Origin of the sequence: Hoeflea phototrophica DFL-43 (assembly GCF_000154705.2) — a bacterium.
Taxonomy (GTDB): domain Bacteria; phylum Pseudomonadota; class Alphaproteobacteria; order Rhizobiales; family Rhizobiaceae; genus Hoeflea; species Hoeflea phototrophica.
Genome location: NZ_CM002917.1, coordinates 2,323,066 through 2,335,819, shown reverse-complemented (window position 1 = coordinate 2,335,819; position 12,754 = coordinate 2,323,066). Strand labels below are relative to the sequence as shown.

Annotated in this window: 14 protein-coding genes; 7 read left to right on the top strand and 7 right to left on the bottom strand. The window is 61.8% G+C overall.

All coding sequences use genetic code 11. The annotated features are described in order from the left end of the window. The first annotated feature begins 48 nt into the window (after positions 1-48). From HPDFL43_RS11100 to mmsB, 3 genes are read left to right on the top strand one after another with little or no spacing between them, the layout of a single operon-like run. Positions 49-1,197: an acyl-CoA dehydrogenase family protein gene (locus HPDFL43_RS11100; RefSeq protein WP_007197428.1), complete on the top strand. Its 1,149-nt coding sequence runs from the start codon at positions 49-51 to the stop codon at positions 1,195-1,197. Next, the gene (locus HPDFL43_RS11095) at positions 1,194-2,225 is read left to right on the top strand and encodes an enoyl-CoA hydratase/isomerase family protein (protein WP_007197427.1); all 1,032 of its coding nucleotides are present in this window, start codon (positions 1,194-1,196) and stop codon (positions 2,223-2,225) included. The genes HPDFL43_RS11100 and HPDFL43_RS11095 overlap by 4 nt, the downstream gene beginning before the upstream one ends. A 34-nt stretch (positions 2,226-2,259) precedes the next feature. After that, positions 2,260-3,114, top strand: a complete 855-nt coding sequence (gene mmsB / locus HPDFL43_RS11090) for a 3-hydroxyisobutyrate dehydrogenase (RefSeq protein WP_007197426.1) — start codon at positions 2,260-2,262, stop codon at positions 3,112-3,114. A gap of 27 nt (positions 3,115-3,141) precedes the next feature. Here the strand turns inward: mmsB and HPDFL43_RS11085 are convergent, their stop codons facing one another. Further along, positions 3,142-3,657, bottom strand: coding sequence for a hypothetical protein (locus tag HPDFL43_RS11085; protein WP_156970259.1), 516 nt, complete (start codon positions 3,655-3,657; stop codon positions 3,142-3,144). Between the two features lie 155 nt (positions 3,658-3,812). Here HPDFL43_RS11085 and HPDFL43_RS11080 point away from each other — a divergent pair, with 155 nt between their 5' ends. From HPDFL43_RS11080 to maiA, 4 genes are all read left to right on the top strand, one after another. Next, positions 3,813-4,409 (top strand): GNAT family N-acetyltransferase, encoded by a 597-nt coding sequence (locus HPDFL43_RS11080; protein WP_007197424.1) that lies wholly within the window; start codon positions 3,813-3,815, stop codon positions 4,407-4,409. A 218-nt stretch (positions 4,410-4,627) separates the two neighbouring features. Continuing rightward, a complete protein-coding gene (locus HPDFL43_RS11075; protein WP_007197423.1) occupies positions 4,628-5,509 on the top strand; it encodes an MBL fold metallo-hydrolase in 882 nt (293 codons plus the stop codon). Then, positions 5,506-6,516: a fumarylacetoacetate hydrolase family protein gene (locus HPDFL43_RS11070; RefSeq protein ID WP_007197422.1), complete on the top strand. Its 1,011-nt coding sequence runs from the start codon at positions 5,506-5,508 to the stop codon at positions 6,514-6,516. The genes HPDFL43_RS11075 and HPDFL43_RS11070 overlap by 4 nt, the downstream gene beginning before the upstream one ends. 31 nt (positions 6,517-6,547) lie before the next feature. Further along, on the top strand, positions 6,548-7,189 hold the full coding sequence (gene maiA, locus HPDFL43_RS11065) for a maleylacetoacetate isomerase (protein ID WP_007197421.1): 642 nt from the start codon (positions 6,548-6,550) through the stop codon (positions 7,187-7,189). Positions 7,190-7,209: 20 nt separating this feature from the next. On the opposite strand, the gene HPDFL43_RS11060 is transcribed toward maiA, so the two are convergent. From HPDFL43_RS11060 to HPDFL43_RS11035, 6 genes are read right to left on the bottom strand one after another with little or no spacing between them, the layout of a single operon-like run. Continuing rightward, the gene (locus HPDFL43_RS11060) at positions 7,210-7,797 is read right to left on the bottom strand and encodes an NAD(P)H-dependent oxidoreductase (RefSeq protein ID WP_007197420.1); all 588 of its coding nucleotides are present in this window, start codon (positions 7,795-7,797) and stop codon (positions 7,210-7,212) included. After that, complete coding sequence (locus HPDFL43_RS11055) at positions 7,797-8,378, bottom strand: NAD(P)H-dependent oxidoreductase (RefSeq protein WP_007197419.1); 582 nt, start codon at positions 8,376-8,378, stop codon at positions 7,797-7,799. The genes HPDFL43_RS11060 and HPDFL43_RS11055 overlap by 1 nt, the downstream gene beginning before the upstream one ends. A gap of 10 nt (positions 8,379-8,388) precedes the next feature. After that, positions 8,389-9,786, bottom strand: a complete 1,398-nt coding sequence (locus tag HPDFL43_RS11050; RefSeq protein ID WP_007197418.1) for an FAD-binding oxidoreductase — start codon at positions 9,784-9,786, stop codon at positions 8,389-8,391. Next, positions 9,776-11,113, bottom strand: a complete 1,338-nt coding sequence (locus HPDFL43_RS11045) for a cytosine deaminase (protein WP_245271043.1) — start codon at positions 11,111-11,113, stop codon at positions 9,776-9,778. The genes HPDFL43_RS11050 and HPDFL43_RS11045 overlap by 11 nt, the downstream gene beginning before the upstream one ends. Further along, a complete protein-coding gene (locus HPDFL43_RS11040; RefSeq protein WP_007197416.1) occupies positions 11,114-11,968 on the bottom strand; it encodes an ABC transporter permease in 855 nt (284 codons plus the stop codon). Continuing rightward, a complete protein-coding gene (locus tag HPDFL43_RS11035) occupies positions 11,955-12,740 on the bottom strand; it encodes an ABC transporter ATP-binding protein (protein ID WP_007197415.1) in 786 nt (261 codons plus the stop codon). The genes HPDFL43_RS11040 and HPDFL43_RS11035 overlap by 14 nt, the downstream gene beginning before the upstream one ends. Between the last annotated feature and the right edge of the window lie 14 nt (positions 12,741-12,754).

The window sequence follows — 12,754 nt, the reverse complement described above, 5'->3', positions numbered from 1 at the left end:
GGTGGGGATCAACTTGGTTCCTTTCCGGATGGAGGAGGCGGTCGGACCATGGACTTTGAGCTGAACGAGGAACAGCAGGCGATCTTTGACATGGCGCGGGATTTTGGCGCCGTGAAGATCGCCCCGTTCGCGGCCCAATGGGAAAAGGAAGAGGCGATTCCGCGCGGCGTGCTTGAAGAAGCCGCTGCGCTGGGATTGGCCGCAATCTATGTCCCTGAGGCCGATGGTGGCTCGGGTCTGACCCGGCTGGATGCGACACTTGTGTTCGAGGCCCTGTCGATGGCGTGCCCATCGGTGGCCTCGTTCCTGTCGATCCACAATATGTGCGCCTGGATGATCGCCTCCTATGGCTCCGACGAGATCAAGGCGCGGCTGCTGCCCGATCTCGTCACGATGAACAAGATCGCCTCCTATTGTCTGACCGAACCGGGCTCCGGCTCCGATGCGGCGGCGCTCAGGACCCGGGCCGAGCGGACCAATGAGGGCTACAAGCTCAATGGCGCCAAGGCCTTCATCTCGGGCGGCGGATTTTCCGATCTCTACCTGGTGATGACGCGGACCGGCGCGGACGGCCCCAAGGGCATCTCGGCGGTGATCGTCGAGGACAGGACGGCTGGACTTTCCTTCGGCGCGCCGGAAAACAAGATGGGCTGGCGGTCTCAACCGACTTCCCAGGTTCAGTTCGATGATTGCCTGATTCCGGCGGACAATCTGCTGGGCGAGGAGGGTGCCGGCTTCCGTTACGCGATGAGCGGGCTTGATGGCGGGCGGCTCAACATTGCGGCCTCGGCACTGGGCGGTGCGCAATCGGCGCTCGACAAGACGCTCACCTATATGGGCGAACGCCAGGCTTTCGGCAAACCCATCGATCAGTTCCAGGCGCTGCAGTTCCGGCTGGCCGACATGGAGACCGAATTGCAGGCGGCGCGGATTTTCCTCAGGCAGGCCGCGAGCAAGCTGGACCGCAAGGCGCCCGACGCGACCAAATTCTGCGCCATGGCCAAGCGCTTCGTGACCGACACGGCCTTCAACGTTGCCAATGATGCGCTGCAACTGCATGGCGGCTACGGTTATCTGGCCGATTACGGGATCGAGAAGATCGTGCGTGATCTTCGGGTGCACCAGATCCTCGAGGGCACCAACGAGATCATGCGGGTGATCGTGTCGCGAGCCCTCATCGCCGAGCGCGCCGCATGAGCATCCGCATTCGCAAGATCGGGCGCATCGGTCAGATCACCCTGCAGCGGCCGCAGGCCCTGAATGCCGTGAGCCACGAGATGGTGCTGGCCATGCACGAAGCGCTTGATGCGTGGCGCGATGATGACGACGTGGCTTGCGTGCTGATCGATGCGGAAGGAACCAAGGCCTTCTCCGCCGGTGGCGACCTGCAATTCATGCATGTTACGGCGTCGAAAGGGGATTTCGAGGCCAGCCGGACGTTCTGGCGTGACGAATACCGGCTCAACTCAAAGATCGCTGCCTATCCGAAACCCTATGTGGCGCTGTGCCAGGGGTTCACCATGGGCGGTGGCGTCGGCGTTGGGCTGCACGGGTCGCACCGGGTGGTGGGCGAGAGTACGCGCATCGCCATGCCGGAATGCGCAATCGGGCTGGTGCCCGATGTCGGTGGAACGCATCTGCTGGCCAACGCGCCGGGACATCTGGGCGAATATCTCGGCCTCACCGGCTACCGGATGACTGCGTCGGATGCGATCCTGGCCGGTTTTGCCGATTGCTTCGTGCCGGAAGCCTTGTGGCGTGAACTGGTTGAAACTCTGATCGAGACCGGGGATGTGTCTGTGATCCAATCCATGGCGCAGGATCCCGAGGACGGGCCGCTGATGGGATTGCGGGAACAGGTGGATCGGCATTTCGCTCTGGCAAGCCTCGCTAAAATCGTGGCTTCGCTGCCTGATGACGACTGGGGCCAGGCGACCCTGAAGGCGATCCGCGCGGGATCACCGATATCTGCCAATTGCACGTTGGAGCTGGTGCGGCGCGCCCGCCGGGACGGCACCATCGCGGGTGCGCTCCAGCAGGAATACCGCTTTACCTCGCGCAGCGCCTCGGAAGGCGATTTCATCGAGGGCATTCGCGCGGCGATCATCGAGAAGGACAGAAACCCGCGCTGGCAGCACGGATCCGTGGAGGAGGTGCGTGCCGCCGAGGTTCAGGCCATGCTGTCCGAACCGCCGGAGGGCGATATCATTTTTGATCCGGCCTGATGGCCGGTGTTTGAGAACATGCAGGGAGGACGCCATGAAAATCGGGTTTATCGGACTGGGCAATATGGGCGCGCCGATGGCGGCGAACCTGGTCAAGGCCGGGCATGAAGTGACAGGCTTCGATGTCGCGGGTGTGACCGTCGAAGGCGCCGCCAATGCAGGCTCTGCAGCGGAAGCCGCGAGCGGACGGGACGCGGTGATCACCATGCTGCCCGATGGCGCGATCCTGCGCGCGGTCTATGCCGACATCGTGCCGGCCGGGACGAAGGGCGCGGTGTTCATCGATTGCTCGACAGTCGACGTCGAAAGTGCGCGTGCGGCTCATGACATGGCGGCCGCGCAAGGGCTGTTGTCAGTGGATGCGCCGGTTTCCGGCGGCGTCGGTGGGGCCTCGGCGGGTACGCTCACCTTCATGGCGGGCGGCAGCGATGAGTCTTTTGCGCGGGCTGCACCCCTGTTCGAGATCATGGGCCAGAAGGCGGTGCATTGCGGTGATGCCGGCGCGGGGCAATCTGCCAAGATCTGCAACAACATGCTGCTTGGCATCTCGATGATCGGCACCTGCGAAGCCTTTGCATTGGCCGAGAAACTTGGGCTCTCGGCGCAGAGCCTGTTCGATGTGGTGTCGACCTCGTCGGGCTCCTGCTGGTCGGTCAACACCTATTGCCCGGTGCCGGGCATCGGCCCGCAGAGCCCTGCCGACAATGGCTACAAACCCGGCTTTGCAGCCGAGCTGATGCTCAAGGATCTCAAGCTCTCGCAACAGGCAGCCGGCAGCGTATCTGCGCAAACGCCGATGGGTGCGCGGGCGACCGAGCTTTACAACCAGTTCGTGGCCGGTGAGGGTAAGGGCAAAGACTTCTCCGCGATGATTGAGCGGCTAAGATAGGCTCGGCGGGTATCTGTCCTTTCAAGCTCAGCCGGGCGAGAGTCTTGCAAGGGCTTTGCAAAGACGCACTTTCGCTGAGGCTGCGTGTTCGAGCGCTGCTGCAATTTCCAGTCGCGCAATTGTATCTTCTTTGCGTGCAGGATGTGCCAGGGCCAGTTGTTCAAGTCCGAAATAGCTCCAGGCCCGCACGAATGTGTTGCGGTCCTCCATGGAGTGATCGATGAAGCGGACGAACGCTTCAACCGCTGAAGCCTCGATCTCGAGGTTGCCACTCATCTGCAGCAGATGCAGCCGCGAATCCGGGGATTTAAATCCGCCCCCGAAGCTGATCAATTGCGTTGAGAGCGCCGGGTCCAACCGGTGCTTTTCCAGCTCCAGGTATCGTTTCAGAAGCCACGTTGCGCCAACCTCCAGTTCCGGCTTTTGCGCCAGCGCCACCAGATCGGCCGCAAGGAATTTTTGTCCTGCATACCGATCGTAAATCGCCCCGATGACGCTTGCGGATTTCCGGTCCCATGCGAGGATGTCGTTCTCAAGGTTCATCGTGTGGCGTGATCCTGCTGCATCGCCCGGAATGAGACCGGCTGGCGAATGGCCTGACTGCCACAATTGTGCGAGAAGCGATGCGGCAGTGCAAGTTCGGTACTTTGTGACGCATGCCTGCCCGCCGTGACAAGACGAAATAGCAATTGGTTCTGATGGTTTCTAACCCGCATCTCAGCATTGAAGACGGTCTTCCCGCCGGACACCGTGAGGCCGCGGCGCATCTGTTTTGGGACGCGTTCAAGGCCAAGCTCAGCCTTGTGATGAAACCCGAATCCCGGGCGCTGGCATATCTGGCAAGCAACATCGATCCTGATCATGCCATCAGTGCGGTTTCGGCAGGCGGTGAGCTTCTCGGTGTGGCCGGATACAAGACCTCCAAAGGCGGTTTCGTTGGTGGCGGTCTTCCGGAATTGTGTGCCGTCTATGGCTGGATCGGAGGGGTTTGGCGCGGGTTTGTGCTCTCCCTGCTTGACCGGCCAATCGAAGCCAGAACATTGCAGATGGACGGCATATTCGTCGCCGCTGAAGCCCGCGGGCAGGGTGTCGGGACCAAACTGCTCGATGCGGTCAAGCAGAAGGCGCGGGATCTGGATTGCGCCAGCGTGCGGCTCGACGTCATCGACACCAACCCGCGGGCCCGGAAACTCTATGAGCGCGAGGGCTTTGTCGCGCAGGAGACCCATGAGACCGGGCTGTTCCGGCACGTTTTCGGCTTTCGCTCATCAACACGGATGGTGTGCCTCCTTTGAGGTCAAATTTGCCAACCGCAGCTTGATAGTTACACTTTCAACCTTCTTTATGCCGACCTTGCCGCCGGGCCTATCGCAAAGCGCTCAAAAAGCCTCGACGGTGAGGTGGAAACCGGTCAATCTGTCTGACAGGAGGACATTCATGCTTGAGGCCCGATTCTGGCAATTCGCGTCGCTTTTCGTAGGCACGCTTCGTTTTTGTGCGGGGGCAGGCCCAGATGAGTGAACGTCTTGTTGTTCTTGGCTCAAAAGGCGGGCCGGCGATCCGTCCGGGCGGGCCGTCTCCGACGGCGTCTCTGCTGGAAATCGGTGGACGGCGGATTGTGATCGACTGCGGCCTTGGCGTCTCGCGCGGACTGGTCGAGGCGGGCATGGCGCTGCCTCAGCTGGATCTGGTGGTGATCACCCATCTGCACTCCGACCATGTGCTCGAACTAGGGCCGCTGATCCACACCGCATGGACTGCCGGGTTGAAGACGCCGGTCGAGGTCTGGGGTCCGGTCGGGACGCAAGCGCTCTGGGACGGGTTCCTGGCCTCGCTTGCCTATGACATTGACCTGCGCATTGATGATGAAGGCAGGCCCGATATCTGCGATCTGGTGCAGGTCAGCGAGTTTGGCGAAGGCGTGCTGATCGAGAGTGAGGGCCTCACGGTCGAGGCCTTGCGCGTCGAACATCCGCCGGTCACCGAATGCTACGCGATCAAGATCAGCCATGCGGGCCGGGTGATCGTGTTTTCCGCCGATACGGCTTACTATCCGCCCTTGGGCGAATTCGCCCAGGGCGCCGATATTCTCGTGCACGAAGCTATGCATCCCGACGGGGTCGACCGGCTGGTGGCGCGCACCGGCAATGGTGACCGGCTGAAGGCCCATCTGCTGGCAAGCCATACCATGGCGGCCGATGTCGGCCGGATCGCAACGCAGGCTCAGGCCGGCCATCTGGTGCTCAACCATCTGGTGCCCGCCGATGATCCGCAGATTACCGAAGCTGACTGGACCCGTGAGCTTTACGCCACCTGGGATGGTCCGCTGACGATCGGGCGCGACGGGCTCAGCCTGCCGTTGCCACCTTCCAAACCACAAAGGAAATCCGCATGAAACTCGCAACCCTCCGCGATGGCAGCAGGGACGGCCGCCTGGTTATCGTCTCGCGCGATCTAACCCGTGCCTCCGGGGTCCCGCATATCGCCCGTACGCTCCAGGCGGCGCTTGATGATTGGGCCCATGTGGCGCCGCGGCTTGCCGATGTGGCGCAGATGCTGGAAACGGGCGCCGAGCCGGATGAACGGTTTCACGAGCGTGACGCGCTTTCACCGCTGCCGCGGGCCTATCAGTGGGCTGACGGGTCGGCCTATGTCAATCACGTGGAACTGGTGCGCAAGGCGCGCGGGGCCGAAATGCCCGAGAGCTTCTGGCAGGATCCGTTGATGTATCAGGGGGGCTCGGACAGTTTCCTCGCGCCCCGCGGGCCGATCCGGATGGCTGACGAAGCCTGGGGCATCGATTTTGAGGGCGAGGTGGCCGTCATCGTCGGCGATGTGCCGATGGGTGCGGATATTGACACCTGCCGCGCGGCGATCAAGCTGGTGATGCTGCTCAATGATGTCAGCCTGCGGGGCCTGATCCCGGGCGAACTCGCCAAGGGCTTCGGTTTTTTCCAGTCCAAGCCATCCTCTGCGTTTTCGCCGGTCGCGGTGACGCCGGACGAGCTGGGCGAGGCCTGGGATGGTGGCAAGCTCTCGTTGCCGCTCGATGTCGACTACAATGGCCAGCCCTTTGGCCGCGCCAATGCAGGGGCCGACATGACATTCGATTTCCCGCAGCTTGTTGCCCATGCGGCCAAGACGCGACCGCTGTGCGCAGGCGCCATCATCGGGTCCGGCACCGTTTCCAACAAGGGGCCGGATGGCGATCCCGGCAAACCTGTCGGCGAGGGTGGTCTGGGCTATTCCTGCATTGCGGAAATCAGGATGATCGAGACCATCAATTCGGGCAAGCCGAGCACGCCGTTTATGCAATTCGGTGATACGGTCCGCATCGAAATGAAGGATGGCGAGGGCCATTCGATTTTTGGCGCGATCGAGCAATCCGTTGAAAAAGTATAGGCATTTGTGCCTTTCTGATGGGGAATGAACCATGACAACGCCCGTGCTTTATGATTACTGGCGCTCCTCGGCGAGCTACCGGGTGCGCATCGCGCTCAATCTGGCGGGCATTGCCTATCAGCCGGTGGTGATCGACCTGCTGGCAGGCGATCATGGTTCTCCGGAGCATCTAGAGCGCAATCCGCTGGGCAAGGTTCCTGCGCTCGACATTGACGGCGTGATGCTCACCCAGTCGCTGGCGATCGTCGAATACCTGATCGAGACCCGGGGCTTGGCGCTGTTGCCCGACGAACCGGCGGAGCGCGCGCGGGTTCGTGCACTCGCCGATGTCATTGCCATGGACATTCATCCGATCTGTAATCTGTCGGTGGTGGCGCATGTGATGGAACTGACCCAGGGCGGAGACGCGGTGCGGGTGGCCTGGATGCAGCGCTTCATCAGCCAGGGGCTGGAAGCGTTCGAAAAGCTGCTCGGTCATCCCCAGACGGGCACATTCTGCCACGGCGACACACCCGGTCTCGCAGACATCTGCCTGATCCCACAGCTTTACAATGCCGAGCGTTGGGGTGCCGACATTTCCGGACTCAGACGCATCCAGGCGATCCGTTCGGCCTGCCAGGCACTGCCAGCCTTTGCCAATGCGCATCCCGACAAGTGCAATAACTCCGCCTGATCGGCGAAAAACCCATATAATCATATGGATGAAAGCCGCTTTTCAACCTGTTGCAGGTAGGCGGCGCGGCTCTCGGGCGTTGATTTGTCCATCAGGTAATGGGCGGTGAAAATCCGCCGGCAATTCCTGGCGCAGAGCGCGCGCATGCCGCGCAGGATGGTGCGTTTGCCCGGGTGGCCGACCAGATAGGACCACCAGCGCGGCGCGCCGCAGGTGGTGATCACGCCTAGCAGCTTGATATGGGTCATCAACGGCTTGATGGGGCCGGGGCCATCAGGGATGTGGAAGGTGAGTTCCGGGGTCCAGACCCGGTCGAGCCAGCCCTTGAGCATGGCCGGCAGCCCGTACCACCAGGTCGGATAGACAAAGAACAGCGCGTCTGCCTTCTCCAGCCGCTCGGCGTGGTCGGGGAACGGGTGATCCTCGCGCTTCATCTGGTTGTAGATGCGCCGTTCATCGGCGGGCATCACCGGGTCAAAGCCCTCGGCATAGAGATCGAGCAGGTCGACCTCGTGGCCGTTTTTCTCAAGCGTGGCAATCACGGTGTCGCGCACGGAGGCGCAATAGCTTTCGGGAACCGGGTGACAATAGACAATCAGGCAACGCATCAGAACCGGTCCATTTCAGCACCGATCCGGGCCATGAAAGCGGCGCGGCTCTTGTCGGTGGCAAGATTGAGATTGTAGTGGGTGAGGTATTTGACCGGCGCGCCCGGCTTGATCAATGCGCGCAACATGCGTGTCACCAGCTTGCGCGGCGGATCGCCCATCAGGAAGCTGCGGAAGCGGGACCCGCCATAAGTCGAGACCACCACCAGCTTGGTGATGTTGTGCAGCGTCGGCTGGACCGCGCCATCGACCAGCGCGAAGGACACGCCGGGCAGGAACACGCGGTCGACCCAACCCTTGAGGATTGCCGGGAAGCCGTAATTCCAGACCGGATAGACCATCACCAGCGCTTCGGCACCCAGCAGGCGGTCGACATGGCCGGAGACATTGGCGCGGTTGGTCTCAAGATCATGATAGGCCTCGCGCTCGGCTGCTGTCAGTCGTGGGTCGAAATCCTCGGCGTAAAGGTCCAGCGCGTCGACGTCATGGCCCTGTGCGGTGAGCCGTTCCACCGTCAGATGGAACAGTGCCTTGTTGAAACTGGTCTCGACCGGGTGGGCGTGGACCACGAGTATACGCATTTGCAGTGCCTCAGCTCGCCTGTTTCAAACCCTTGAACAGCCACACTTTTCCAGAGTTGAAATCATAGTCCGGATCATCCCAGGCAATCATCTTTCCGGGATTGAGCAGGCCCTTGGGATCAGCCTCGCGCTTGAAGGCGAGCTGGATTTCGTCGGTCTGCTTCATGCCGCCTTCCTCAAGCGTGTAGCGGTGAGGGTTGAAGATCGGGCAGCCATTGGCGTTGTGCAGATCCATGATCTCCTCAAGCCGTTCATCGGTCGTGAATTTCACCAGTGGCAGGCCGAAGCAGGTGATGTCGCCATCGAAGCGGACGAACTCGAGATGCGAGATCAGTTCGCCCGGGAACATCCGGTCCATCTTCGCGGTCAGCTCGAGCTGGTTGGGGAAGGGATAGAGCACCTGGAGATAGGTCCAGGCCGGATCGACGCGCAGCGCCCGCAGCGTCGTGTGGTTCCAAGACAGTTCGAAGAGTGGCGGCAGGCCCTTGAGATCGCCTGCGGTGGTGGCGTCAAAGATGATCTCACCGCCACTGCGCGCGCTGAACGCCTTGAAGGCGTCATGGCTTTGTGCTGCGACCATGACCAGAACCACGCTCTGGCCTTCCTTGAGAAACTTCTGATGGCGTTTGAAATAGTCAAACGGGCAGGGTGCCGCGACCACCGAGACCAGCTTGGTGAGAATGCCGTCCTGGCGGGCGAGCGCATTGGCGTAGGCCGCTGCCGTGTCGAAACTGTCGAAACCGACCATTGCGTCGATCCAGTCATAGGCAGGCGCGAGCGGCATCTCGATTTCGGTGATGATGCCGTTGGTGCCATAGGCATGGGTGACCTTGTGCAGGTCCTCGCCGGTGAGCTCCAGCACTTGCGGCTCTTGCTCCATGGTGACGACGCGCAGCCGGATGATGTTGCCGAAGTCGCGCAATCCGCCCCAGTTGATCGAACCGATGCCGCCCGAGCCGCCGGCGATGAAGCCGCCAACGGTTGCGGTGTGATAGGTCGACGGGTGCATCCTGAGCTCCTGTCCGGAGTGCGCGCGTGCGGCCTTGTCGAGATCGGAGCATATGACGCCGGGGCCGCAGATCACCCATCCTGGCTTGATTTCGCGAATGTCGTTCATGTCCGCAAGGCTCAGCACCACGCCACCTGACAGCGGCATCGCCTGGCCGTAATTGCCAGTGCCGGTGCCGCGCGGGGTGACCGGCACCTCGTGGCGGTAGCAGGCCTTGAGCACGCGGATCAGTTCGGCTTCGGTCTTTGGCGAGACCACCAGGTCGCCGGTAACATGGTCGAGCTGGCGCTTGAGCAGCGGCGAATACCAGTAGAAGTCACGGCTTTTCTGCTGGACGATCTTTTCATTGTCCTCGATCCGGATGCCGTCAAGCTCTGCAGTCAGTGCTTCAATGTTCATTGGTCCGGGCCTCCATCAAATGATCCAGTTCGCAATAATCGGGCAGGGCCGCGTCGATCGCCCGGCCATCGCGGATGACGATGCGGCCGCTTTCGGGGCGTGAGAGAAGTTCGGTGAGGCTGCGGCCGCGAAACAGCACCAGATCGGCGCGCGCGCCCGGCTTGAACAGGCCCGCATCGTCAAGCCGCATGGCGCGCGCCGGGTTGGCGGCGACGGTGGCGGGCCATGAGGCCACCGGGTGATCAAAATGCAGGATGCGGGTGGCTTCGCGGTAGACTTCCAGCGGATCGAGATCGCCATAGGCATAGAATGGATCGCGGGTGTTGTCGGAGGCGACGGAGACATTGATGCCGCGTGCGGCCATCTCGTGGAGCAGCGTGACTCCGCGCCAGCGCGGCGTGGTGGCGTCATGGCGGCGGTCCTGGAGGTACATGTTGCACATCGGCAGGCTGACGACCGAAAGATTGGCCTGTGCAACCTTGTCGAGCGTCTCCTTGACCTGGCCGTCGGGCTGGCGGGCGAGCGAGCAGCAATGACCGACCAGTATCTTGCCTTCGTAGCCGTAGCGAAGGGCCGCTTCGGCAATCCGGTCGAGGGAAACTGCATTGGTGTCGTCGGTCTCGTCGGCGTGAAAATCAAGATCGAGACCCAACTCGATCGCCTTTGAGAACATGCGGTCGAGCAGGGCATCAAGATCAGGCACCATGTAGGTGACCGCGCCCAGCACGCCGTTGTGGCGGGCGACAATCCCGGAAAGGTGGTTGAACCAGGCCTCGTCGCGGGCAGAATCTATGCCGAACAGGCAGGCGGCCTGCAGCTCGATCCGTCCCTTCCAGCGGTCGCGAACAGTGTCGAAAACCGGCCAGGAGATGTCCTCCTGCGGTGGCACGGAATCAATATGCGTTCGCAACGCCTTTGTCCCATGGGCAAAAGCGCAGGCCAGCGAGAACTCCATGCGGGCCTCGACGTCTTCAGCCGACCAGCGGGCCTCGCGGTCGGCGCCAACGGCTTCGAGGGCGCCGGGAAAGCTGCCATCCGGGTTGGGTTTGCGCGGCCAGATATGGCCCTTGTCGATATGGGTATGGCAATCGACAAAGGCCGGAAAGGTGATGCCTCCGCGGCAATCGATGGCGGTGTCAGCCGGCGTGCCGCCAGCAGCCGGGGCAATCGAGCTGATCGCGCCCGTATCAACCGCCAGTTCCGCCTGGGCAAATCCGTCGGCATCAAAGGCGAAGCCGGTTGTTTCAGCGAGATGGGCGCGGTGAAGCCGCAGATTGGTCAACCGGTAGGGTCCTGAAACGGGAAGGGTTATGCGATGCGATGTCACTCAATGCTCCTGCTTGAGCGCGCTCTCGTGCCAGCGGTGCAGCACGAGATGGGAAATCCAGGAGAGCGCCAGAAAGATCACAATGCCGGTCAGCGAAATCAGGATCAATGCCGCAAACAGCCGCGGAGCATTGAGCCTGTATCCGGCCTCGATGATGCGTGAGGCGAGGCCGGAGGATTGGCCGGCGGTGCCCGCGACAAACTCCGCCACCACGGCGCCGATCAGCGCCAGGCCACCGGCAATCTTCAAGCCGCCGAGGAAATAGGGCATGGCGGCGGGGAGCCTGAGATGCCACAGAGTCTGCCAGCGGGTGGCGCCGTTCAAGCGGAAATAGTCGATCAGATTGCGGTCGACGGAATTCAAACCGAGCGTGGTGTTGGAGAGGATCGGGAAGAAGGCAACGATCCAGGCGCAGAGCAACAGCTTGGTTGTCTGGTCGTCGACATAGATGTTGATCAGCGGGAAGATCGCCACGATCGGGGTCACCTGAAGCACGATGGCGAAGGGAAACAGGCTCATTTCGACAAAACGGGACTGGGTGAACAGAACCGCCAGCCCGACGCCGCCGATCACCGCCAATGCAAGCGACAGGACCGTGATCCGCAGCGTGACCAGCAGCGATGAAAACAGCAGGGCCGCATCCTTGATCAGCGTGTCGAGCACCACACCGGGACGCGGCAGGATGTATTGCGGGATTTCGTTCCAGACGCAGATCCGGTCCCACAGGGCAATCGCCGCAACCATGATGATGAGCGGGAGCAGCCAGCTGCCGGTGCGCTCGAGCTTGCGCAGGCGCTCGCGGCGGGCTTCATCGGGGTCGATGATTGATGGGATTTTTGTATCAGTGGCCGACATCAGCACTCTCCATTCCCATGGCGGTTTTGAGGCTCGCTGAGGCAGAGCGGCAACTCTCGGCGTAGGCTGACGATGTTCGGAAGGCCTCGTCGCGCGGGTAGGGCGCATCGACGGTCAGTTCCTCAAAGACGCGGCCTGGATGCGCGGCCATCACCGTGATGCGGTTCGACAGAAAGACGCTTTCAAACACCGAATGGGTGACGAAGATGACTGTGAAGCGACGTTCCTGCCAGAGTTCGAGCAGATCATTGTTGAGTTTGAACCTTGTGATCTCATCAAGGGCTGCGAAGGGTTCATCCATCAGCAGGATGCGTGGCCGGGTGACCAGGCCGCGGGCGATGGAGACGCGCATCTTCATGCCTCCTGAGAGCTCGCGCGGAACGGCTTTTTCAAATCCTGTCAGGTGCACCCTTTCGAGCACTTCTGCGATCTGCGGTTCGGCCTCGCGCCGCGACACACCGCGCAGCCGCAGCGGCAGCCAGACATTGTCATAGACGCTGGCCCAGGGCAGCAGCGTGGGTTCCTGAAACACGAAGCCGATGTCGTTTTGCTGAAGCGGCGTTCCGCGCCATTCGACGACGCCCGAGGTCGGGTTCGAAAGCCCGGCAATGATCCGCAATGCCGTGGATTTGCCGCAGCCCGAGGGGCCCAGCAAACTCATGAAGTCGCCTTCATTGACGCGGAGATTGACGTCCTCAAGGGCTGTGACACCGGACGCAAAGGTTTTGCCTATTGCGTGCAGGAGGAGGAGTTGGGCGTTCGGGGAATGCATGGGGGTCCAGACCA